26 protein-coding genes are annotated in these 24,396 nt (G+C 45.2%); all 26 read left to right on the top strand.

Translation table 11 applies throughout. The features are described from left to right. The first annotated feature begins 3 nt into the window (after window positions 1–3). A complete protein-coding gene (locus E4663_RS08395; protein ID WP_135327262.1) occupies window positions 4–711 on the top strand; it encodes a DUF881 domain-containing protein in 708 nt (235 codons plus the stop codon). A gap of 1 nt (window position 712) precedes the next feature. Next, on the top strand, window positions 713–1,069 hold the full coding sequence (locus tag E4663_RS08390) for a small basic family protein (RefSeq protein ID WP_135327261.1): 357 nt from the start codon (window positions 713–715) through the stop codon (window positions 1,067–1,069). 263 nt (window positions 1,070–1,332) lie between these two features. Continuing rightward, window positions 1,333–2,625: a cell division protein FtsA gene (gene ftsA, locus E4663_RS08385; RefSeq protein ID WP_135327260.1), complete on the top strand. Its 1,293-nt coding sequence runs from the start codon at window positions 1,333–1,335 to the stop codon at window positions 2,623–2,625. Window positions 2,626–2,701: 76 nt separating this feature from the next. Continuing rightward, a complete protein-coding gene (gene ftsZ, locus E4663_RS08380; protein ID WP_079480366.1) occupies window positions 2,702–3,844 on the top strand; it encodes a cell division protein FtsZ in 1,143 nt (380 codons plus the stop codon). Between the two features lie 149 nt (window positions 3,845–3,993). After that, complete coding sequence (spoIIGA, locus tag E4663_RS08375) at window positions 3,994–4,941, top strand: sigma-E processing peptidase SpoIIGA (RefSeq protein ID WP_338323627.1); 948 nt, start codon at window positions 3,994–3,996, stop codon at window positions 4,939–4,941. Window positions 4,942–4,955: 14 nt separating this feature from the next. Then, window positions 4,956–5,675, top strand: a complete 720-nt coding sequence (gene sigE, locus E4663_RS08370) for an RNA polymerase sporulation sigma factor SigE (RefSeq protein ID WP_079480364.1) — start codon at window positions 4,956–4,958, stop codon at window positions 5,673–5,675. 82 nt (window positions 5,676–5,757) lie between these two features. Further along, a complete protein-coding gene (sigG, locus tag E4663_RS08365; protein WP_079480363.1) occupies window positions 5,758–6,537 on the top strand; it encodes an RNA polymerase sporulation sigma factor SigG in 780 nt (259 codons plus the stop codon). 132 nt (window positions 6,538–6,669) lie between these two features. Then, on the top strand, window positions 6,670–6,945 hold the full coding sequence (locus tag E4663_RS08360) for a YlmC/YmxH family sporulation protein (RefSeq protein ID WP_079480362.1): 276 nt from the start codon (window positions 6,670–6,672) through the stop codon (window positions 6,943–6,945). Window positions 6,946–6,999: 54 nt separating this feature from the next. Continuing rightward, a complete protein-coding gene (gene pgeF / locus E4663_RS08355) occupies window positions 7,000–7,800 on the top strand; it encodes a peptidoglycan editing factor PgeF (protein ID WP_135327258.1) in 801 nt (266 codons plus the stop codon). 18 nt (window positions 7,801–7,818) lie between these two features. Next, complete coding sequence (locus E4663_RS08350; RefSeq protein WP_135327257.1) at window positions 7,819–8,502, top strand: YggS family pyridoxal phosphate-dependent enzyme; 684 nt, start codon at window positions 7,819–7,821, stop codon at window positions 8,500–8,502. Between the two features lie 17 nt (window positions 8,503–8,519). Further along, entirely contained in the window at window positions 8,520–8,963 is a 444-nt protein-coding gene (locus tag E4663_RS08345; RefSeq protein WP_135327256.1) for a cell division protein SepF, read from the top strand. A gap of 3 nt (window positions 8,964–8,966) precedes the next feature. Then, on the top strand, window positions 8,967–9,230 hold the full coding sequence (locus tag E4663_RS08340) for a YggT family protein (protein ID WP_079480358.1): 264 nt from the start codon (window positions 8,967–8,969) through the stop codon (window positions 9,228–9,230). A gap of 97 nt (window positions 9,231–9,327) precedes the next feature. Further along, window positions 9,328–10,101 carry a YlmH family RNA-binding protein gene (locus E4663_RS08335; protein WP_135327594.1) on the top strand — a complete coding sequence of 258 codons (774 nt, stop codon included), beginning with the start codon at window positions 9,328–9,330 and terminating at the stop codon, window positions 10,099–10,101. A gap of 77 nt (window positions 10,102–10,178) precedes the next feature. Next, entirely contained in the window at window positions 10,179–10,697 is a 519-nt protein-coding gene (locus tag E4663_RS08330) for a DivIVA domain-containing protein (protein WP_135327255.1), read from the top strand. Between the two features lie 467 nt (window positions 10,698–11,164). Beyond that, a complete protein-coding gene (gene lspA, locus E4663_RS08325) occupies window positions 11,165–11,641 on the top strand; it encodes a signal peptidase II (RefSeq protein WP_079480354.1) in 477 nt (158 codons plus the stop codon). Next, complete coding sequence (locus tag E4663_RS08320) at window positions 11,638–12,549, top strand: RluA family pseudouridine synthase (protein ID WP_079480353.1); 912 nt, start codon at window positions 11,638–11,640, stop codon at window positions 12,547–12,549. Before lspA ends, E4663_RS08320 begins: the two co-directional genes overlap by 4 nt. 178 nt (window positions 12,550–12,727) lie before the next feature. Then, complete coding sequence (gene pyrR / locus E4663_RS08315) at window positions 12,728–13,264, top strand: bifunctional pyr operon transcriptional regulator/uracil phosphoribosyltransferase PyrR (RefSeq protein ID WP_135327254.1); 537 nt, start codon at window positions 12,728–12,730, stop codon at window positions 13,262–13,264. A gap of 141 nt (window positions 13,265–13,405) precedes the next feature. Beyond that, a complete protein-coding gene (locus E4663_RS08310) occupies window positions 13,406–14,794 on the top strand; it encodes a solute carrier family 23 protein (RefSeq protein ID WP_079480351.1) in 1,389 nt (462 codons plus the stop codon). 178 nt (window positions 14,795–14,972) lie between these two features. Next, complete coding sequence (locus E4663_RS08305) at window positions 14,973–15,866, top strand: aspartate carbamoyltransferase catalytic subunit (RefSeq protein WP_135327253.1); 894 nt, start codon at window positions 14,973–14,975, stop codon at window positions 15,864–15,866. Continuing rightward, window positions 15,867–17,156 (top strand): dihydroorotase, encoded by a 1,290-nt coding sequence (locus tag E4663_RS08300; protein ID WP_135327252.1) that lies wholly within the window; start codon window positions 15,867–15,869, stop codon window positions 17,154–17,156. It abuts the gene before it with no gap. Next, window positions 17,137–18,246 (top strand): carbamoyl phosphate synthase small subunit, encoded by a 1,110-nt coding sequence (locus tag E4663_RS08295; RefSeq protein ID WP_079480349.1) that lies wholly within the window; start codon window positions 17,137–17,139, stop codon window positions 18,244–18,246. Before E4663_RS08300 ends, E4663_RS08295 begins: the two co-directional genes overlap by 20 nt. Further along, window positions 18,225–21,425: a carbamoyl-phosphate synthase large subunit gene (carB, locus tag E4663_RS08290; protein ID WP_135327251.1), complete on the top strand. Its 3,201-nt coding sequence runs from the start codon at window positions 18,225–18,227 to the stop codon at window positions 21,423–21,425. Before E4663_RS08295 ends, carB begins: the two co-directional genes overlap by 22 nt. Then, complete coding sequence (locus tag E4663_RS08285) at window positions 21,422–22,174, top strand: dihydroorotate dehydrogenase electron transfer subunit (RefSeq protein ID WP_135327250.1); 753 nt, start codon at window positions 21,422–21,424, stop codon at window positions 22,172–22,174. The genes carB and E4663_RS08285 overlap by 4 nt, the downstream gene beginning before the upstream one ends. Continuing rightward, window positions 22,171–23,091, top strand: a complete 921-nt coding sequence (locus tag E4663_RS08280) for a dihydroorotate dehydrogenase (RefSeq protein WP_135327249.1) — start codon at window positions 22,171–22,173, stop codon at window positions 23,089–23,091. The genes E4663_RS08285 and E4663_RS08280 overlap by 4 nt, the downstream gene beginning before the upstream one ends. After that, window positions 23,057–23,767: an orotidine-5'-phosphate decarboxylase gene (pyrF, locus tag E4663_RS08275; RefSeq protein WP_135327248.1), complete on the top strand. Its 711-nt coding sequence runs from the start codon at window positions 23,057–23,059 to the stop codon at window positions 23,765–23,767. Before E4663_RS08280 ends, pyrF begins: the two co-directional genes overlap by 35 nt. Continuing rightward, on the top strand, window positions 23,748–24,347 hold the full coding sequence (pyrE, locus tag E4663_RS08270) for an orotate phosphoribosyltransferase (protein WP_135327247.1): 600 nt from the start codon (window positions 23,748–23,750) through the stop codon (window positions 24,345–24,347). Before pyrF ends, pyrE begins: the two co-directional genes overlap by 20 nt. Window positions 24,348–24,396 lie beyond the last annotated feature (49 nt).

The following is a 24,396-nucleotide window of genomic DNA, read 5'->3' as shown; positions in this document are numbered from 1 at the left end:
CATTTGAAAAAGTTATCAAAGTGGATGGTTTCCTTTATTTGTTTATTCATTGGGTTTATGGTTGCGGTTCAATTTCAGACGACAACAGCTGAGCCAGAAGTCAGGGACACAAGAGATGAATGGGAGATTCGGGAAGCTTTGCAACAAGAACAAGAGAAGCAACAAGAGCTTCTTCAGAAAATTTCATCAGCTGACAAGACGCTGGAAGATTATGAGGAACAGTCTTCTGAAGAACAATTGGCAACGTTGAAGCAGTCCATTGATTCTCTAGAGCAGCGATTAGGTTTAACTGAGGTCAAAGGGAAGGGCATAGAAGTGCAGGTCTCACCTATCATCTTTGAAGGTGTTTCTAATGCACAAACTTACCCGGAGTTGTCCCCGGAACTTTTGACGCGAATGATCAATGATTTGAATACCTACGGGGCAAGTGAAATAGCAATTGGGAATGAACGGTTGACGAACCTTTCTCCCATTAGAAATGTTAATGGCTCGACCTATGTGAATAATCGGCCATTACCATCCTTACCATTGACTATACAGGTGTTAAGTGAGGAACCACAGAAATTGAAAGATTACATGGAAGCAAGTCAATCTAGAGACGTCTTCAATATTGAGAGTCTCGAGATTGATGTAGAAGTGAAAGAAGAGCTTAAGGTACCGAAGTATGATGCTCCTCTACACTTAGAAATATTAGAAGAGACTGGTGAATGACATGTGGTTACCGATATTGTTTTTGGTCATCGGTTTATCGTTAGGATTATTGACGGATCTTCAAATTCCTGCCGCATACTCCGATTATTTATCAATCGCTGTACTAGCTGCTTTTGATACATTGTTAGGTGGTATTCGAGCTCATTTGGAGCGGAAATTTGATGAGGTAGTATTTATTACCGGTTTTTTCTTTAATGTGGCACTTGCTGCGTTGCTAGCGTTTCTAGGCGTTCAACTCGGGGTGGATCTCTACCTCGCTGCCGTCTTCGCCTTCGGTGTAAGGCTGTTTCAAAATATTGCCATCATCCGTCGGATTATAATTGACCAAAATTTACTAGTAAAATTACGAAAAAAATAGCCAAAACTTAAAGGATATTCACGTATTGTTGTGGAAAACATTAAAAAACGGGAATATATGCCGATTATAAAGGTTGAAATATATCAATTCATTTACGAATACATGACATCAATTGTTTTTTACCTTTATGTTCGATATGATTTTTAATACTATGACTCTCAGAAACCGCATGGTTCAAGCTTTCGGGGAGTAGTGTTTTTCATAATGAGAGCACAATGTGCTTGAATATATTTCAATGGCTTGTTATAGGAGGTGCGTCACTGGTGAATCAAAACGAAATTTTAGTGAGTTTAGATATAGGAACTAGCCGGATCAAAGTGATTATCGGTGAAATTTTGAATGATACACTGAATATCATTGGAGTCGGTTCGGCCAAATCCAAAGGTATGAAAAAAGGTGCGATTGTGGATATTGATCAAACCGTGCAATCAATTCGTACCGCTGTAGAACAAGCGGAACGAATGGTAGATATGAAGATCGACCGAGTAGTTGTCGGTGTGAATGGAAATCACATTCAATTGCAACCATGCCACGGCGTAGTTGCTGTCTCTAGTGACAGCAGAGAGATAGGAAATGAAGATATTACGCGTGTCATTGACGCTGCTCAAGTTGTTTCAGTCCCGCCGGAGCGTGAGATTATTGACGTAATTCCAAAACAGTTCATCGTAGATGGACAAGATGAAATCACGGACCCAAGGGGTATGATCGGTGTTCGATTAGAGATGGAAGGCATGATTATTACTTGTGCCAAAACCGTATTACATAACACGCTTAAATGTGTGGAGCGTGCGGGGCTTGAAGTATTGGATGTGTGTCTGCAACCACTGGCTTCAGGTACGGTATCTCTATCAGAGGATGAGAAGAACCTTGGGGTTGCACTGTTAGATGTCGGAGGTGGCTCTACAACTGTATCTGTTTTTGAAGAAGGGCACTTGAAGGGGACGAGCTTGATTCCGTTTGGTGGGGATAATATCACCAAAGATTTATCAATTGGTCTTCGTACTTCTACAGAGGAAGCAGAACAAGTAAAAGTAGAGCACGGACATGGTTTCTTTGACGATGCTAATGAAGATGAAACCTTTTCTGTGACGATTATTGGAAGTAATCGCGAACAGGCATTCAATCAATTGCAAATCTCTGATATGATTGAAGCTAGATTAGAAGAAATTTTCGTTTTTGCGGCCCAAGAGATCCAACGGATGGGCGTTCGTGAGCTGCCAGGAGGTTTCGTACTCACTGGTGGGTCCATGAATATGCCTGGCGTACTCGAGCTCGCTCAAGACGTTTTCCATTCTAATGTGAGACTTGCCATCCCTGATTACATTGGGGTAAGAGAACCGCAGTTCACAAGCGGCGTCGGAATCTTGCAATTCGCCTATCGTAATGCGAAAATACAAGGAAAAGAGATTTTTCCTGCTGTAACCGTAGAGGAAGTCGAACAACCTCAATTGAAGAAACAAAAACGTGTAGTGAAGCAACAGAAAGAAAACACTAAAGAGAAGAAAGAGAAAAAAGAAGGCGGATTTTCAAACTTATTGAAATACTTCTTTGATTAAACGACAAGCGTGGTATCGCTCTTAAGATGGACGTACCCATAAATCTTGTAATCTCGTGTATTAGGAGGAACGGAAGATGTTAGATTTTGATACGAGCATGGACCAGTTGGCAACGATAAAAGTAATCGGTGTCGGCGGTGGAGGTAGCAACGCCGTTAACCGAATGATCGAACATGGTGTTCAAGGGGTAGAGTTCATTGCAGTGAACACAGATGCTCAAGCCTTGAACCTTTCTAAAGCGGAAGTAAAGATGCAGATTGGCGGAAAACTGACACGTGGTCTTGGTGCCGGAGCCAACCCAGAGGTCGGTCGCAAAGCTGCTGAAGAAAGCAAAGAACAAATCGAAGAAGCTTTGCAGGGTGCAGACATGGTCTTCGTTACAGCAGGAATGGGAGGCGGAACAGGTACAGGAGCCGCTCCAGTCATTGCACAGGTAGCGAAAGAACTTGGAGCATTAACTGTCGGTGTCGTAACTCGACCGTTCACATTCGAAGGTCGTAAGCGCTCTACACAAGCGACCGGAGGAATTGAAGGACTTAAAGGCGCAGTAGATACTTTGATCGTGATTCCGAACGATCGTCTACTCGAAATCGTAGATAAGAACACACCGATGCTTGAAGCATTCCGTGAAGCGGATAATGTGCTTCGTCAAGGTGTCCAAGGTATTTCCGATCTAATCGCTGTACCTGGACTTATTAACGTTGACTTCGCAGACGTTAAGACGATCATGGTGGACAAAGGCTCTGCTCTTATGGGAATTGGTATTGCAACAGGAGAAAGTCGTGCGGCTGAAGCGGCGAAGAAAGCTATTTCATCACCACTTCTAGAAACGTCTATTGACGGTGCACACGGCGTACTGATGAATATCAGTGGAGGAGCAAACTTGAGCCTATACGAAGTGCAGGAAGCTGCTGATATTGTTACGTCGGCTGCCGATCAGGAAGTAAACGTCATTTTCGGTTCCGTTATCAACGAGAACCTGAAAGACGAAATTGTTGTAACCGTGATTGCGACTGGATTTGATGAAACTCAACTAGCGCAAGGACAGCAGAAAAAACGTCCACAGCCGCAGCAACAATCACAACCGAAGTCTACAAATGTAGAACGTACTCAACGTGAAGAGCAACCTCGACGCGAAGCACCACAACCTCAGCAAAAGCAAGAAGAGGATACGCTGGATATTCCTACATTCCTTCGTAACCGCAATCGTCGTCGATAAAATTATTTAAAACCCGCTGGACCACTGGTTCAGCGGGTTTTTTGTGCATTTTCCTGTACAATCCCCACCACATTTTCTCTCAACACAATCTGTCAAAACTTGTTCCTGTGACATTCAGATTGTGACAGACTTTTCAGCGGGACAGGCTTATACTTTTTGTTATAACATCCGTTGAGGAGGGGGTTAACATCTACTTAGATGCGGTATGGCTACTCAATATTTTGATGGATGCCATGATCCTCAACTTGACTCTTGGGTTGACGAGAGCTAAGTCTTCCAAGTTTCGTCTCTTCAGTGCCGCCTTGATCGCATCATCGTTGGTGCCACTCACCATTTACATGCCCCATCATTTTTTAACTAGCAGCTTAGGAAAAGCGTTGATCTCCCTAGTCATTATATGGGTGGCCTTTCGTTATTCCTCCCTTCGAGCCTTTTTTATGCAATGGATTAGTTTTTATTTTATTACCTTTGCGATCGGTGGAACCATGATGGGGGTTCACTTTTTCTTAACGACTGAGATGGAAGTGCAAGGTGGTACGCTCGTTACGTTCTCAGGTGGATATGGCGATCCAGTCAGTTGGTGTTTTGTGCTCATCGGATTTCCTTGTTCGTATTTTTTTACAAAGTGGCGTTTTTCTCAAGTGGCTGTTCATCAAATGAAAATGGATCAGGTGTACGAAGTGGAAGTACAATGGAATGGTAAGACTGCTAAGTGTCATGGAATGGTAGACAGTGGAAATCAGTTAGTGGATCCAATCAGTCGTAAAATGGTGTTCTTGGCGGATCGTTATGTGATCGAGCAATTGATAGACGAAGTGGTTGTGGATGAGCTCACTATGGATCAAGTAGCTACATCAATGGACGGACTTCCTGGTCCTGTCCAAGATGCTCTACGTCTGGTACCTTTTCAGGCTGCAGGGCATGCAGGTCAATTACTTGTAACACTTACCGTGGATTCTGTCGTCATTCACACTGAGAGTGGTCCATTGAATGTTCAGAAACCTTTACTAGGAGTTCAACAGTCCAGTCTGACACACGACAACACGTATCAGATGTTGATTCATCCTCATGCCATGGTAAGAGGTAAATCAGCTTAAGAGGGGGAAATGGAATGAAGAGATGGTATTTCCGGCTACGGTTGTGGGTTTACAAGTGGTTAATCAGATTAGGTATTAAACAGGATGAGATCTATTATATTGGTGGTAGTGAAGCATTACCGCCACCGTTATCAAGAGAGGAAGAAAGAGAACTTCTCGAGCGTCTGCCGAAAGGAGATAAGGCTGCTCGAGCCATGTTGATCGAGCGGAACTTGAGACTGGTTGTCTATATCGCTCGTAAATTTGAAAATACGGGTCTCAATATTGAGGACCTGATCAGCATCGGTACGATTGGATTGATCAAAGCTGTCAATACCTTTGATCCGGAGAAGAAGATAAAACTCGCAACGTATGCCTCTCGCTGTATTGAAAATGAAATTCTGATGCACCTTAGAAAAAGCAATAAGCTGAAAACAGAGGTATCCTTCGATGAACCGTTGAACGTGGATTGGGATGGTAATGAACTGTTACTATCCGATATCCTAGGGACAGAAGAAGACTTGATCACTAAGGGAATCGAGAAGAAGATCGATAAGAAACTTCTCTTATCAGCGCTCGAACAGTTGAACGATCGAGAGAAGCAGATCATGGAATTACGTTTCGGTTTGATTGGAAAGAAAGAAAAAACCCAGAAAGATGTAGCAGATATGATGGGAATCTCCCAGTCCTACATATCAAGGCTGGAGAAGAAGATCATTCGCAGGCTGCAACGCGAATTTGATAAGATGGTTTAATTTTACAATTTATAGACATGCATAATTTTTCCTTCCAGGGAGATACTGAGAACTGATTACAGCTTCCTGGGAGGGTCTTACTTTGACACGACATAAAGTAGAAATATGCGGAGTAGATACATCAAAACTACCGGTGTTGAAAAATAAAGAAATGAGGGCCCTGTTTGAACGGTTGCAAAGTGGAGAAATCGAGGCACGTGAGCAATTAGTGAATGGAAACCTTCGCTTAGTCTTATCCGTCATACAGCGTTTCAACAACCGTGGTGAATATGGTGATGATCTATTCCAAGTTGGATGCATCGGTTTAATGAAGTCCATTGACAACTTTGATTTGAGCCATAATGTTAAATTTTCTACTTACGCGGTTCCGATGATCATCGGAGAAATCAGAAGATACTTACGGGATAACAATCCTATTCGTGTTTCAAGGTCGTTACGCGATACTGCTTATAAAGCACTTCAAATGCGTGAACAATTGATCAGTGAAACCAACAAAGATCCAAAACCTCATGAAATTGCCGAAAAGATGGGCGTACCTCATGAGGATATTGTGTTTGCTATGGATGCTATCCAAGATCCTGTATCATTGTTTGAGCCAATTTATAATGACGGAGGAGACCCAATCTTCGTTGTCGACCAGCTTAAGGATGAAAGAGAGAAAGACTCGGTGTGGCTTGATGAACTTTCGCTCAGAGAAGGTATGAAACAGCTCAATGACCGTGAGAAAATGATTCTGACAAAGCGATTTTTCCAAGGAAAGACACAGATGGAAGTGGCCGAGGAGATCGGCATCTCCCAAGCCCAAGTATCCCGTTTAGAAAAAGCGGCAATTAAAGAGATGAATTCATCAATGTTTCAATAATACTCAACAGCACTTCTGTTTATTCCAGAGGTGCTTTTTTTGTGTCTTCATGTAGTCATTGGTTATCACGTAGAAACGATATCACTAATCAGTGCTGTTTGTGCATATAGTGTAAAAAGGAGGAATGGGCGAATGAAAATCTCAGAGTTACAAATGAAAGATGTGATTGCTATGGAATCCGGTGAACGCCTTGGATATATTAGTGATTTAGATATCGATACACAGCGAGGCAGGTTGAAAGGGTTAGTGTTGACATTGAAAGGGAAAGCGATGGGACTATTCGGAAAAGAAGAAGAAATGTTGATTCCATGGGACCAGATTGTGAATATAGGTGCTGATGTCATCTTAGTCAAAAAGACAGGGTATTCGGCCATTTCTACATCACAAAAGTCAGAAACAGACGAATAATAGAAGAAATCGATGACGGGATGTGTTAAAATAAAGGGAAATTGAGGTGGTCATATGAGTGAACTTTTTCAACATACAACCAAACGTCAGCTGACTTGCTTCACAGAAATCCCGAATCTTGTCTGTGGCTTGACCACTCGTCAAGGAGGCGTGAGCGAGTCACCATATGATTCGCTCAACATGGGCCTTCACGTAAAGGACCGTGATGAAGATGTCATCAAGAATCGAAAGCTTCTAGCTGATGAAGTAGGCATCCCTCTAGACCGGTGGGTGATGGGGGAGCAAGTACATGGAATTCAAGTTAGGCGTGTCGAAGAAGATGATTTGGGGAAAGGTACAGTAACACTTGAGTCTGCTGTTCCAGGTGTCGATGGACTGATTACCAATCAGAAGAATACGATGATGGCAGCTTTCTATGCAGACTGTGTCCCGCTCTATTTCGTTGACCCTACGAGTGGATGGATAGGTATTGCCCATGCTGGTTGGAAGGGTACCGTTAATGGGATGGCAAAAGCAATGATTGATCAACTTGTTGCAGAAGGGGCGTCTATACATGATCTGAAGATGACAATCGGTCCCTGCATTCGTTCTCAGCACTATGAAGTGGATGATCGCGTCATTTCTCACATTCCTTCTGAACTTAGAGAAGAAGTGTTGACTCCGACAGATGATCATCACGCTTTACTAGATTTGAAATCTTTGAATCGTTCTTTGGCTTTGCAAGCAGGGCTTGAAGAACAGAACGTTCAAATGACATCATTGGATACATACGAAGAAGAGCGTTTGCTATATTCCCATCGACGTGACCAAGGGAAAACCGGGCGAATGCTCGGCTATATTGGTTGGACAAGTTGACGTGGAAGGAGAACTACAATGTCGGTTAAGGAAAACCTATCAGTTATAGAGAATTCGATTGAGGAAGCCTGCCAAAACTGTGGCAGGACGAAGGAGGATATTACGGTTATTGCCGTGACCAAGTATGTTTCGATCGCTCGCGCTGAAGAAGCGATCGAAGCAGGCATTGAGCACTTAGGTGAGAACCGTAAAGAAGGCCTGCTTGAGAAGTACGAATCCATTGGTACAAAAGCGAAATGGCACTTCATCGGCTCGCTTCAATCAAGAAAAGTAAAAGATGTCATCGATCAAGTTTCGATGATTCATTCGTTAGACAGGAAGTCATTAGCTAAAGAAATAAACAAACGTGCCAGTCAGCCTGTTCCTTGTTTCATTCAAGTGAACGTTAGCGGCGAAGAGTCCAAACATGGCCTAGCACCGGATGACGTAGAAGAGTTTGTAGACTTGATGAAGAACTATGAGAATATTCAAGTGGTTGGATTGATGACAATGGCCCCACATACAGATAATGAAGAACAACTGCGTGGAAACTTCCGCAAGCTTCGTGCCTTAAGGGATATTATACGGGATAAACATCTGCCCCATGCCCCTTGTGAATCTTTATCGATGGGGATGAGCAATGATTATGCTATTGCTATTGAAGAAGGTGCAACCCATGTTCGGATAGGTTCTAAACTTGTCGGAGAAGAAGCCAATCAATAAATCTGAGGTGAAAAAATATGAGCATGAAAAATAAGTTCCGTTCCTTCTTTACATTGGATGACGAGTATGAGTATGTCGAGGAAGAGGTAGAAGAGGAAGAAGTCGATTACGAAGAGCCGAAATCGAGAAGCGGCCGCAAGCAGGATAATGTCGTGAGTTTGAAGAGCGCCAAGTCTTCCTCTAAAATGGTGTTGATTGAACCGAGCAGCTATAACGAAGCACAGGACATTGCGGACCAGCTCGTCAATCGTCGTGCCGTAGTGATAAATCTTCAGCGGGTCGATCACCATCAGGCAAAACGAATTGTAGATTTTTTAAGCGGAACCGTTTATGCTATAGGTGGAGACATTCAAAAACTCGGCACACAAACCTTTTTGTGTACGCCGGATAACGTGGAAATTTCTGGATCCATCTCAGATATCATTCCACAGGAGACAGATGAAGAATACAGAAGGTGGTAGGTCATGGTTATTTTGTTCGATATCCTCTCAACAGCGTTTCGAATCTACAGCTGGATCTTGATTATCTACATTCTGCTGTCCTGGTTTCCAGGCGCAAGAGAGTCAAGTTTCGGTGAATTGATGGGACGTCTTGCGGAACCATTTTTGGAACCGTTCAGAAGAATCATTCCTCCGCTCGGCATGATTGATATTTCGCCGATCGTAGCGATTCTAGTACTGAACTTCGCATCCCAAGGTCTTTGGGTACTGAGAGGTATGTTACTTTAATTCACATATTAACAGGGCAGGGAATGGAGTCTAGCACCTCATTTCCTGTTCTTTTTTTAAATAGGAACGTTAGTAACGGAGAAAGCAGAGGTTGAATATGGAGATATACCAGCATTTTAGGAAAGAAGAACATCCATTCATTGATCAGGTACTGGCTTGGCGTGATGATGTAGAAATGAGATATCAACGCAAGCTGACCGATTTCTTAAACCCTCGTGAACAATTGATTCTACAGACCATTATGGGAAACAACCCGGATCTCGTTTACGGATTCTCAGGGGGAGCGGAAGGGGCAGAAAGAAAAAGGGCTATTATTGCTCCAGAGTATGAAATCATAGAACAAGATGATTTCCAGCTTACTTTACTGGAAGCTACCTACGCAGATAAGTTCATAACACTAGAACATCGAGATGTACTTGGAGCTTTCATGTCACTAGGCGTGAAGAGGGAAAAACTTGGTGATCTTGTCGTTCAGGATGGTGTCGTTCACATTGTTGCTGGAGCTGAAATCAGTGATTTTATCAAGATGAACTTGACAGGTATCAAAAAAGCGAACGTCGATTTCATAGAAAAACCTATGGCAGAGTTAATGGAAAGTAAAGAGACATGGAGCACGAAAGAAACAACTGTTTCCTCTTTAAGGTTGGATGTACTCACGAAAGAGATCTATGGCATGTCTAGGAAGAAAGCTAGGATGCATGTTGAAGCAGGTCATGTGAAAGTAAACCACCGTGTAGTCGAAGATACGTCCTTCCTACTGGAAGAGGGTGATTTGATCTCTTTAAAAGGTAAGGGAAGAAGCCGATTAGAAGAAGTAAGGGGTCAAACGAAAAAAGACAAGTTCCGTGTAACGACCTCAACGTTAAATTAATTCTGGAATAAGAAGGAATTCGTTAGGTTTTGTCGAATGAATTAAGTAGCTAGGAATACGATAAGGAGGTGGCTGGTGTGCCTTTAACACCGTTGGATATTCATAACAAAGATTTTACGAGAGGCTTTCGAGGGTACGATGAGGATGAAGTAAACAACTTCCTCGATCAGGTCATTAAAGATTATGAAATCATCATCCGCCAGAAGAAAGAACTTGAGCGTGAAGTCAACCAGCTGAATGAGCGTCTCGGTCATTTTAACAGTATTGAGACTACGTTGAACAAGTCCATTCTTGTAGCTCAGGAGACAGCAGAAGAAGTGAAGACAAATGCACAGAAAGAATCCAAGCTGATCATTAAGGAATCTGAGAAGAACGCGGATCGGATCATCAACGAAGCATTGGAGAAATCCCGCCGAATCAACATTGAGGTCGAAGACATGAAGAAGCAGGCGAAAGTCTTCAAGACACGACTCCGTATGTTGGTTGAAGCGCAGCTTGATATGATTGACAATGATGACTGGGACCACCTTTTTGATACGGAAATCGAGGAAGATATACCTATAGAAGAGCCCCAGTACAGCTCGCAGAATTCTTAATGAAATAAAGATTCTACATAAATTATGCCACCGATCATCAGGTGGCATTTTTTTGTTTATAAAGTTACTACCGCAAAACTGGATTAGTAAGAAGTCATCGTTCCTTCTGAATAACCATTATGGGTTCTGGATAAAGGAAATTAAATCTATGGTGCCTGCGCTGATTAAAAGGAAAGCTGCGACAATAAGGCTTAGTCGTATTAATTTGTGGCTGGTTTTCTCCTGATTGAAGTCTCTTATCCCCTGCAAAGGAAAGAATAAGAGACATAGTCCGAACAGAATAGAAAAAATAAAGATCTGCAATCCCTCCCGTAGAATCTGTTACTATTCCATACGAATTAGATTTTCTTTTGGTTTCTGATAAATATAAAAAAGTCGAGCAGTGACCACAGAGTAGAGAAAGATTCTAATGAAAAGGGATTCTGTGGTACAATAGCTTGGGAATATGATGGATGGAGGACGGACGAATGTTTGTGTATTACTTAATTGCGCTTGTAGTCATCCTACTCGACCAGTTGACAAAATGGATCGTTGTCACGCAAATGGAACTCGGACAAAGCATTCCGGTTATTGAGAATTTCCTTTACTGGACTTCTCACCGTAACCAAGGAGCTGCATGGGGAATTTTGCAGGGGCAGATGTGGTTCTTCTATTTGATCACTGTTGTCGTAATTGGATTTGTCATTTACTATATCCAGCAGTATGGAAAAGAAAGCAGATTGGCAGGTACAGCCCTTGCCTTGATTCTAGCGGGAGCGATTGGGAACTTCATCGATCGTATCTTCCGCAGAGAAGTCGTTGATTTCGCAGATACACTCATTTTCGGCTATGACTTTCCCATTTTCAATGTGGCAGACTCGTCACTAGTGGTGGGAGTGATTCTCGTGATGTTAGCAACGATCATCGATGAGCAGCGTAAGAAGAAAGGAAGTTTGGAATCTTGAGTGAACAATATATAGTAGAAGAGCAAGACCAGTCTAAACGTATTGATAAATTGTTATCGGATGCATTGGATGATGTGTCTCGTTCGCAAATACAAGGTTGGTTGAAGGACAATATTGTAAAAGTAAATGGTAGTAGCGTGAAGAGTAATTATAAAGTGCAAGAAGGGGACGAAATTACCTGGGAAGTACCAGAGCCTGAACCGATGGAGTTGAAAGCGGAGAATATCGATCTTGATATCGTATATGAGGATTCCGATGTCGTCGTTGTCAATAAGCCAGCTGGTATGGTCGTTCACCCTGCCGCTGGGCATGGAAGTGGAACGCTTGTTAATGCGCTGTTGTACCATTGCAAGGACCTTTCTGGGATAAATGGTGTAGAACGACCTGGAATAGTCCATCGAATCGACAAAGACACAAGTGGACTTCTGATGGTAGCCAAAAACGACCAGGCGCACCGGTCACTTGTAGAGCAGCTGCAGAATAAATCTGTTGAACGTCGCTATGAAGCGATTGTCCATGGTATGATTACGCACGAATTCGGAACGATTGATGCCCCGATTGGTCGTGATCCTAAAGACCGTCAGCGCATGGCGGTTGTGGAAGGCGGGAGAGACGCCGTTACCCATTTCCAGGTCATCAAGCACTTTGAAGATTTCACTCATGTCGAGTGCAAATTGGAAACTGGACGAACGCACCAAATCCGTGTCCACATGCGCTACATCAACCATCCGCTTGCGGGTGATCCTAAGTACGGTCCGCGTAAGACGCTGGATATGGAAGGACAAGCACTGCATGCACGTACGCTTGGCTTTGAACATCCGAGAACCGGTGAATGGAAAACATTCGAGGTACAGCCTCCGGAGGCATTCCAAGAGATGCTCGCTTATTTAGAAGAAAGACAAAAATAACCGTTGACACTATCTTCAAGGTTTGTCATACTATTAAACAGAATATAAAGACCTTTAAGAACAGTCCCGTGAGGCTGGGAAGGTGACGGTGAAACACGTAGGAGACGTGTATTCTAAGCCCCTTTTCTGCCTTCATGCGGAAAAGGGGCTTTTCTAATAGGTATAGGAGGAAGAGTCGATGGAAGCAAAAGCTACCGTATTAGATGAAGCAGCGATCCGAAGAGCGTTGACTCGAATCTCACACGAAATCATTGAGAAGAACAAAGGGGTGGAGGACCTGGTTCTCGTCGGAGTCAAAACGAGAGGCGTCCCGATTGCTAAAAGGTTGAAACATAAAATTCAAGAGATCGAAGGTGTGGAAATACCAGAAGGCGAATTGGATATAACCCTTTATCGCGACGATCTTACGGAAAACCAGGATGAACCCGAACTGAAAGAAACGAACATTACAGCGGATATCGACGGAAAGAAAGTCATTCTAGTCGATGATGTACTTTATACCGGTCGCACGGTGCGTGCCGCAATGGATGCACTGATTGACCACGGCAGACCTTCGCAAATTCAGCTTGCAGTCCTTGTCGATCGAGGGCATCGCGAATTGCCGATCCGAGCTGACTTCGTAGGAAAGAACGTGCCGACATCCCAAGATGAAATCATCACCGTTTCATTGGCAGAGACTGATGAACGGGACCAAGTAGAGATACACGAAAAATGAATCGAGACAACCTTTAATTCAAGTCCCGAGAGGCTGAAAAGGTCGTAATGGATATACGTGTACAAGACACACGTCTACCTCTTTGCGCACCTTTTCTAGCGCAAAGAGGTATTTTTTTGAGCAAAAAGAGGAGGAATTTAAATGAACCAACATAAAGCTGCCTTAGAAGTAAATGAAGTCCCAGCAATGCACAAATGGCTAACATTAAGCCTGCAACACTTATTCGCCATGTTCGGAGCGACAATCCTGGTGCCATTCTTAACTGGATTATCACCAGCAGTCGCACTTGTGTCGAGCGGGGTTGGAACACTTGCATATCTCTTAATTACAAAAGGAAAGATTCCAGCCTATCTCGGTTCAAGCTTCGCATTCATTGCCCCGATCATAGCAGTCTCCGAATCGAGTGGAGTTGCTGGAGCTATGATAGGTAGTTTCTTTATCGGGTTAGTCTACGGACTAGTTGCACTCCTTATTTCCATGTTCGGAACCAACTGGCTGATGAAAATCTTGCCACCAGTCGTAGTTGGGCCGGTCATCATCGTCATCGGTCTTGGTCTTGCATCTACTGCCATTGATATGGCGATGTACATCCCTGGAAGCGAGACATACTCTGGAACACACTTTACGGTGGCACTTGTGACGCTAGCCATCACAATTATCGCTTCTATCTTCTTCCGCGGATTCTTCTCGCTGGTGCCGATCCTGTTCGGAATCATCGGAGGTTATGTATTCGCACTTACTCAAGGCATCGTCGATACAGCACCTATCCAGGAAGAATGGGCATCAATCACATCTGCCGATTCGCTTTGGGGAGTTCTCGCAGCGCTTTTCCAAATGCCGGACTTTGTCATCCCATTCGTCGACTTCGCACCAACGGAAGTGTTCAGCTGGGAAATCATCTTCTTGATGGTGCCTCTAGCCCTCGTGACCATTACGGAACACACTGGTGACCAAATGGTGTTATCGAAAGTGGTAGGGAAGAACTTCTTGAAAAAGCCAGGCTTGCACCGCTCGATTCTCGGAGACGGTGTAGCAACCATGATTGCCTCCTTCTTAGGTGGACCGCCGAACACCACTTACGGTGAAAACATCGGTGTTATGGCGATTACAAGAGTATATAGTGTCTTCGTTATCGGAGGCGCAGCAGTCATAGCGATTTTCTTCGGATTTGTAGGGATGATCACTGCTGTCATCGGATCCATTCCATCTGCAGTCATGGGTGGCGTTTCGATCCTACTCTTCGGAATCATCGCATCCAGCGGTTTGCGCATGCTGATCGACAATCACATCGATCTTGGGGAAAAACGTAATCTGATCATCTCCTCTGTCATCTTAGTGATCGGTGTCGGTGGAGCATTCATTCAAGTAACAGACAATATCCAAATTGCCGGCATGGCGTTATCTGCCATCATCGGTATCATCTTGAACCTTGTCCTTCCTGGTAAGGAGAAGGGAGAAGGAAAACAAAATATGTTCGAAGCGCCCGTGTCTGAGACTTCCAGTGAGGAGAAACAGAGCGGCGTAGCATAAAGAACCAACACTCAAACACATTTTAACCGAGTCCTGTGAGGCTCAGAAGGGTGGATGAGGGATGGGCTTCCTTCGCATGCAGCGAATGAGCACCCCCACCGCCTGGGGGTGCTTTTTTTGTACCTCCTTTCTTATAAAGGCAATAGGCCAAATCAAAATGGATAGGAGAGATAAGATGATGACGAGCGTTTTATCACGTCCCCACCTGCTTTCAATGCAGCAACTGACCAACGAACAAATCTTCCACCTGTTTCAACTTGCGGATCAAATGAAGAATAACCTTTACCTGCCGGTCGAACGGCAAACATTTGCAGCCAATGTCTTCTTAGAACCGAGCACAAGGACGAAAATGAGTTTTCAAGTAGCAGAAACAAGGCTTGGTCTCGAAACGATGAATTTAGATGGAGAGTCATCCAGCTTTACGAAAGGGGAAAGCCTGTATGACACGTTGAAGACGCTCGAATCGATCGGAGTAGAAGTTGCAGTAGTTCGACAGTCTGAAGTGGGACTGCTTGATCAATGCAAAGACTTGAACCTTTCACTGATCAATGCAGGGGACGGTTGCGGAGAGCACCCTACCCAGTCTCTGCTTGATTTATATACGATCCATGAACACTTCCAACACTTTGAAGGATTACACGTTGCAATAGCTGGGGACCTGAAGCACAGCAGAGTAGCGAGATCAAATGCACACGCACTGAGAAAACTCGGCGCAGAAGTCTCCTTTGTAACGAAACCAGAATGGCAGGATCCTACCCTCACGGATCGTTACATCACAATGGACGAAGCAGTCCATGAATGTGATGTTCTGATGTTGCTACGCATCCAGCATGAACGACACACGGATTCAGGAGAAGAGCTTGGGTATCTCGAAAACTACGGTCTTACTAAAGAAAGGGAAGCCATGATGCATCCGAACGCTATCATATTGCACCCTGCTCCGGTGAACCGGGGAGTTGAAATAGATAGCGACTTAGTAGAGTCACCGAAGTCAAGAATTTTTAGGCAGATGACCAACGGCGTCACCATCCGCATGGCCATCATAGAAGCATTATTGAAAGGGGAGCTGTAAATGAAGAAGATTATAAATGCAAAGACACTAGTTAACGGAGAGCTCAAATCGTGTGAGGTACTGATTCAAGGCAACAAAATCCAACAAATAGATTCCACACTCAGCGAACCGGCAGAAACTATTATTGATGCACAGGGACATTTACTTACTCCCGGGCTAGTAGATGTGCATGTTCACCTACGTGAACCTGGAGGAGAAGCGAAAGAAACGATTGCAACTGGAACGCAAGCAGCTGCAAAAGGGGGCTTCACGACAGTATGTGCCATGCCGAACACCACTCCGGTCCCTGACTCTCGTGATCACCTCCTAGCCCTTTTAGATAAAATCGATCAAGATGCTCATGTACGCGTACTTCCTTACGCGTCAATCACAACACGTCAGGTCGGGCGTGAACTCGTCGATATGGAAACGCTCAGCAACCTCGGAGCATTCGCCTTTACAGATGACGGGGTCGGCGTACAAAGTGCCGGAATGATGTTCGAAGCAATGCAGCAGGCAAGCAAACACGGGAAAGCGGTAGTCGCACACTGTGAAGATAACTCCCTGGTCTATAAAGGAGTTAGTCATCACGGGGAAGTAAGTGAACGTCTGAACCTGCCTGGCATTCCGAACGTTGCAGAATCCGTTCAGATCGCAAGAGATGTATTACTCGCCGAAGCAACTGGGTGTCATTATCATGTCTGCCACGTCTCAACGAAAGAATCGGTTCGCGTAATACGCGATGCAAAACGCGCTGGAATCCACGTAACAGCCGAAGTGACTCCTCACCATTTAGTACTTAACGAACTGGACATTACGGAAGATGATGCCATGTTCAAAATGAATCCACCGCTTCGGTCAAAACAAGATCAGCAAGCTTTGATCGAAGGATTGCAAGATGGAACGATCGACTTGATCGCAACTGATCATGCACCACATACAGAAGAAGAGAAGTCACAAGGCTTTGTGAACTCGCCATTTGGCATCACCGGATTCGAAACAGCGTTCCCGCTTCTCTATACCGAACTGGTAGAAAAACAACTAGTCACCTTGGGTGAGTTGGTAGACTGGCTAACTATTAAACCATCGCAAACTTTTGGACTATCATTCGGTACATTGCAAGAGGGTGCTCATGCAGACCTTACGCTAATCGATCTAACAGCAGTAAAACAAGTAGATAGGCATTCCTTTGTATCAAAAGGGAAGAACAGCCCCTTCCATGGGTACAAGCTGAAAGGCTGGCCGGTACTGACTATGGTGGACGGAGAAATCGCATTTAAGGAGGCAAATTATGAAACAGCTCGTGCTTGAAGATGGAACGGTATTTGTCGGAGAAGGCTTCGGTAGTGATAGGGAAACGGTCGGAGAGGTCGTTTTCAATACGGGGATGACTGGTTACCAAGAAGTCATTTCAGACCCCTCCTACTGTGGGCAACTCGTCACATTCACTTACCCACTTGTCGGAAATTACGGTATCAACCGTGACGACTTTGAAACGGTAAACCCAGCCATATTGGGAGTGATTGTCCGCGAACATTGCGAATATCCTTCCAACTTCCGAAATGAGGAAACACTTGATGCATTTTTGAAAGCAAAGAAAATCCCTGGTATAAGCGGAATCGACACGCGGAAGCTGACGAAAATCATCCGTGAGCACGGAACAATGAAGGCGATGGTTACCTCAACGGAAAGATCCGTTGAAGAAGTGCTTCAAATCATGGAAGATACTCCTCTATCGAAGGATCAAGTGAAGCAAGTCTCCACCGTCAAACCATATGTAGTTCCAGGAAGAGGCCACCGGATCGTCCTGATGGACTTCGGGATGAAACATGGTATTCTGAGGGAATTTACGAAGCGGAATTGTCACGTCACCGTTGTTCCATATCATACATCAGCAGAAGAGATAGAGCGGCTGCGTCCTGACGGGATCATGCTCTCTAATGGACCTGGAGACCCGAAAGATGTTCCGGAAGCAATTCAGACAATCCGCCAATTGATGAATAAACTACCAATCTTCGGAATTTGCCTTGGCCACCAGCTGATTGCTCTAGCGGATGGAGCTGATACTTCCAAGATGAAGTTCGGTCACCGAGGAGCCAACCAACCCGTGAAAGATTTACAAACGGGGAGAACCTATATGACATCACAAAACCACGGTTATTCAGTTGATCAAGAGTCTTTAAGATCTACGAATCTAGAACTGACACAAGTGTCTTTGAATGACCAGAGTGTGGAAGGACTCAAGCACGAGCGCTATCCGGTATTCTCTGTTCAGTATCACCCGGAGAGTTCGCCTGGTCCGGAAGACACAGCACACCTATTTGACGAATTCTTACGTCGCATTGATAACCAAGAACGGACTACAAAGGAGGAATCCGCATGCCTAAGCGTACAGATCTAAACAAAATTCTAGTGATTGGTTCCGGCCCGATCGTCATCGGCCAAGCAGCAGAGTTCGACTACTCTGGAACACAAGCCTGTCAGTCATTGAAAGAAGAAGGGTATGAAGTGATATTGGCGAATTCTAACCCTGCGACGATCATGACGGACCATACTTTCGCAGATCATGTCTATATGGAGCCGCTCACACTGGAATTCATGAAGAAGATCATCCGTAAAGAGAAACCAGAAGCGATTCTCCCTACACTGGGAGGACAAACCGGTTTAAACATGGCGGTGGAGCTCAGTGAATCCGGAATTCTCGAACAATTCAATGTCGAACTTCTGGGAACGCCTTTGGATGCAATAGAACGCGCAGAAGATCGTGAGAAATTCCGTTCGCTCATGCATGAAATGGATCAACCCGTACCTGAGAGCGAGATTGTAAGTACGGTGGATGCTGCGCTCGCCTTTGCCGATCGAATCGGTTATCCAGTGATCGTCCGTCCTGCCTATACGATGGGTGGAGCAGGAGGCGGAATGTGCGACAACGAAGCTGAGCTCCGAGAAACGGCGCGTAATGGGCTAGCGGTTTCCCCAGTTCACCAGTGCTTGATTGAGAAGAACATTGCCGGATTCAAGGAGATCGAATACGAGGTGATGCGGGACCGATACGATAACAAAATTGTCGTCTGTAATATGGAGAACTTCGATCCTGTTGGAATCCATACAGGGGATTCCATAGTAGTTGCTCCATCCCAGACGCTCAGTGACCGTGAATATCAGATGCTACGTAACGCATCGCTTGAGATCATTTCGGCGCTTGAAATTGAAGGAGGCTGTAACGTACAGCTGGCGCTTGACCCCCACAGCTTTCAATATTACATCATCGAGGTAAATCCACGGGTTAGTCGCTCATCGGCACTAGCCTCAAAAGCGACGGGGTACCCGATAGCAAAACTAGCAGCGAAGATTGCTGTAGGAATGACATTGGATGAGATCCAGAACCCTATCACCGGAACGACCTACGCCTGCTTTGAGCCGGCGCTTGATTATGTCGTTACGAAAATACCACGCTGGCCGTTTGATAAATTCGCTAAAGGTAACCGGAAACTCGGTACCCAGATGAAGGCGACAGGAGAAATTATGTCCATCGGACGCACGTTCGAAGAGTCGTTCTTGAAAGGGATCCGCTCTTTAGAAGGGGAAACAGAAGAGCTTTATTTGACCTCAACTTTGAAGCTGAACAGTCAAGATCTAGAATTCCGCCTGCAAAAAGCGGATGATGAGCGTGTCTTCGTTCTGGCCGAAGCGTTGAGAAGAGGCTACACGCTTGAAGCATTGCATGAGATTACAGGGATTGATTTCTTCTTCTTATACAAACTGAAAGGGATCATCGACCTGGAATCTGAAATCACAACAGAAGGACTCACAGCTGACAGATTATACAAAGCGAAACGAATAGGATTTTCTGATGTGCAGATTGCGCGCCTCAGCGGTCAGACACTTGATGATGTCTTAAGCTTCCGTAGAAAGGAAAATATCCGCCCTGTCTATAAGATGGTGGACACGTGTGCGGGGGAATTCGCTTCTGAAACTCCGTACTTCTATTCAAGCTACGAAGATGAGAATGAATCGATTTCTTCCTCAAATAAGAAAGTGCTTGTGATCGGCTCAGGTCCGATCCGCATCGGGCAAGGAGTGGAATTTGACTATGCAACCGTACACTCTGTACTTGCACTGAAGGAAATGGGTTATGAAGCGATTATCATGAATAATAACCCAGAGACGGTATCCACCGACTTCAGTGTATCCGACAAACTTTACTTCGAGCCACTCACCTTGGAGGATGTAATGAACGTCATTGATCTAGAGAAGCCGGAAGGTGTCATTGTCCAGTTCGGTGGTCAGACTGCCATCAACCTTGTCGATGGATTGAACCGTCAAGGCGTAGAAATTCTCGGAACGACAATGGATGCCATCAACGAGACAGAAGACCGTGATTTATTCGAACAATTGTTGAATAAGTTAGAAATCGCAAAACCAGGTGGAGAAAGTGTATTAAATGAAGAGCAGGCGCTAGTTGCTGCCAAAAATATCGGATATCCTGTCGTCGTCCGCCCGTCCTATGTTCTAGGCGGAAGAGCAATGGCAATTGTGTACTCGGAAGAGGAACTACAGTCTTATTTAAAAGATAATGTGGCGGTCTATAACGGACACCCGATCTTGATCGATAAATACATGACGGGAATGGAAATCGAAGTCGATGCCATTTCGGACGGAGAAGATGTGTTCATACCGGGAATTATGGAACACATTGAGCGAGCAGGTGTGCACTCTGGCGACTCGATGGCAGTCTACCCGACACAGCGTCTCTCCGCACAATTGGAACAACAGTGCATCGATGCGACAACGAAGATTGCACGCGAATTGAACATGAAAGGTTTGATCAACATCCAGTTTGTCGTACATGACGGAACAGCTTATGTGCTGGAAGTGAATCCACGTGCGAGCCGGACAGTACCTTTCTTGAGTAAGATTACAGGGGTACCAATGGCCAAGCTTGCTACAAATGTCATTCTAGGTAACAAGCTTACAGAATACGGGTATCGCTCGGGCGTAGCTAAGAAGCCCGAAGGTGTATATGTGAAAGTGCCGGTGTTCTCATTTGAGAAGCTGCGTAGTGTCGACACGACGCTAGGACCGGAGATGAAATCGACCGGAGAGGTGATCGGTTACGACCAGACCCTTGAAAAAGCATTGTACAAAGGGATGACTTCTGCCGGCTTGAAGATCCCAACGCAAGGCTCTGTGCTTCTAACTGTAGCGGATAAGGATAAAACAGAAATGCTGGAAATTGCTCAGACGTTTTATGAACTAGGGTTCCAGTTGTTTGCAACAGAAGGGACGGCTTCCGTCATAGAGGAAGCGAATATTCCAGTCGAAGCAGTCGGAAAGCTCGGATCTGATCAACGTGATGTCATCGACTTGATTCAGAATGGGGATGTCCAAGTCGTCGTAAATACATTGAACAGCGGCATGAGAGCGAGATCAGACGGGTTCCGTATTCGAAGAGAAGCGGTCGAACATGGGATTGCTTGCATGACGAGCCTTGATACAGCGAAATCCATCGTTGATGTGATTCAGGCTATGTCCTTCACAGCTCGCTCTATCACTCCAATGGAAGGCGTGATGGCATGAAGCGAGAGTGGATGACGATTATCGAGCATGAACCGATTGCCCGTAATACCTTCCGCCTTGTCCTCCAGGGCACGATAGCAAATGATGTGAGAGAACCAGGGCAGTTCGTTCATATCCAGGTAAGTAACGATTTTTACCTCCGTCGGCCTGTTTCGATAGCAGAAGTCGACCGTGAAGAAGGGAAAATGACACTGCTGTATAAGTTGATGGGGAAGGGAACAGAGGAGTTGTCCAACAAGCACGTCGGGGATACAATCGACGTGCTCGGCCCTGCCGGAAGCGGATTCCCATTGGATGAAATTGATTCTAACCATGCCCTTCTGATCGGAGGAGGTATTGGTGTACCACCACTCTATCAATTAGCGAAGCAATTACATGAAAAAGGTGTCCCAGTAACGAGTGTACTAGGGTTCCAAAGTAAAGAGGAAGCGTTCTTTACGAAAGAGTTTGAGGAATATGGCGACGTAAGAGTCGTAACAAATGATGGGACACTCGGCCATCGGGGGCTGGTAACGGACGTGTTGGAGGGGAGCTTTGATACGTATTTCGCATGCGGTCCTACAGCTATGCTGCGCGCTGTAAGTGAGAAGCTTGATGGCATGCAGGGTTACCTTTCGATGGAAGAACGGATGGGGTGCGGAATAGGGGCATGCCTTGCTTGTGTCGTCCCTGCCAATGATGAGAAAGGATACCGGAGGATCTGTTGTGATGGTCCGGTTTTTGACGCGAAGGAGGTCGTATTGTCATGATGCTGCCTGGACTTGAATTGAAGAATCCGATTATGCCGGCATCAGGGTGCTTCGGCTTCGGGAAGGAATTTGCCCCTTTTTACGATTTGTCTGAGCTTGGGGCGGTCATTATGAAGGCGGCTACTGGTGAGCAACGTTTCGGTAACGGCACACCGCGTGTAGCTGAATCAGCTAGTGGAATGCTGAATGCGATTGGTCTGCAGAACCCAGGGGTGGATGCAATCATTGAACACGAAATTCCTTTTCTCAGAGAGTATGATGTACCGGTGATAGCCAATGTGGCAGGAAGTACCGTGGAAGAGTATGTGGAGGTAGCGCGTAAAATCTCTAGGTTTGTAGATGCGCTCGAATTGAACATTTCCTGTCCCAATGTGAAAGAGGGAGGGGTCCAGTTCGGGACCGATCCTGCCCTTGCAAAACATGTGACCGAAGCAGTAGTGCAGGTGAGTCAAGTTCCTGTGTACGTCAAGCTATCTCCTAATGTAACCGATATTGTTCAGTTGGCAAAAGCTGTAGAGGAAGCAGGTGCAAGTGGACTATCGATGATCAATACTCTTACAGGGATGCGCATTGATCCGAAGACAAGGAAGCCGATCATAGCGAATCAAGTCGGTGGACTTTCTGGTGCTGCCATCAAACCTGTGGCGGTTCGGATGGTGTATCAAGTGTACGAAGCTGTAGATATTCCCATCATCGGAATGGGAGGAATCGAAACAGTGGATGACGTGATCGAATTCTTACTTGCCGGTGCGAGTGCCGTTGCTATCGGAAGTGCGAACTTCAAAAATCCACTAGTATGTAAGGAAATCATCGAGGAATTGCCACAGGCACTTAGAAGTTATGGTTTTACTTCTGTAGAAGACGTGATTGGAGGGGCTCATCGTGAAACAGCTACAACCGGTGTACTTCGCACTTGATTTTCCGAGCGGTGAGGAAGCTTTGGCTTTTCTAGACGAAAATGGATTGGAAGGTATTCCTGTAAAAGTCGGGATGGAATTATTTTACCGAGAAGGTGCCGATATGATCAAAGCTTTGAAAGAAAGAAATCACAGCATATTCCTTGATCTGAAACTCCATGATATTCCCGTGACTGTGGAAAGAGCAATGCGAAACCTGGCTGGTCTTGGGGTTGATGTAGTGAATGTCCATGCGCAAGGCGGAGCTGAAATGATGCGTTCCGCTGTCCGTGGTCTAGAAGATGGCTCAGAGGAGCGTCCGGTACTATTGGCTGTTACAATATTGACCTCAAGTGACCAGCAGATGATGGAAGAAGAGTTGCTGCTACGGGAGCAGTTAATGGATGTCGTTCGCCATTACACGGAATTAGCTAAGAAAAGTGGGGTGGACGGAGTCGTCTGTTCCGTTCATGAAGCCGATCTTGTGAAAAACATAGAAATGCTTGCCTTAACACCGGGCATACGGTTAGAAGAGGGACAGTCTCATGATCAGAAACGCGTTGCTACTCCCGAATTTGCACGGCTAAAAGGGAGCGACTCTATTGTAGTCGGACGAGCTATCCGCGATTCCAAGAACCCTCTAGGTACTTATAATAAAATCAAGGAGGCATTTTCAAATGAAATCACTCATTCGTGACTTAATTGCAATCGAGGCTGTAAAGGTTGAAACCGAAGATTACTTCACATGGACATCCGGTGTACGGTCCCCGATCTATTGCGATAACCGTTTAACGATGTCTTATCCGGAAATCCGTCGTAACATAGCGGATGCTTTTGTTGAAAAAATAGATGGAGATATCGATGTCATAGCTGGTTGTGCCACAGCTGGAATCCCTCATGCCGCTTGGGTTGCGGAACGATTAGACCTTCCGATGGTGTACGTCCGTTCGTCTGCTAAAAAGCATGGAAAAGGCAACCAAATCGAAGGTGCCGTCAGGAATGGGGATCGTGCTATCGTGATCGAAGACCTCATCTCAACTGGTAAGTCTTCGATTCAGGCTGCCGAAGCGTTGAGAGAAGCAGGAGTAGAAGTGGTGGAGGTCTTGTCGATCTTCACATACGGACTGGACGCCGCCGATAAAGCATTCGAAGATGCCGGCTTGAATTATCGTTCTCTCGCTACGTATTTAGAATTGATGGATGAACTGGAGCTGACGGAAGAAGAGTACTTGAGGATGAAAGAGTGGCGAGCAAACCCATACGCTTTCTCTAGCTGATTGGATTGTGAAAGTTGCGAAAATGCGCCCTTACTTGTAGGATGGAAGC

This window comes from Halobacillus salinus (assembly GCF_004684905.1).
Classification (GTDB): Bacteria; Bacillota; Bacilli; order Bacillales; family Halobacillaceae; genus Halobacillus; species Halobacillus salinus.
This window is presented reverse-complemented; position numbering and strand designations above follow the sequence as displayed.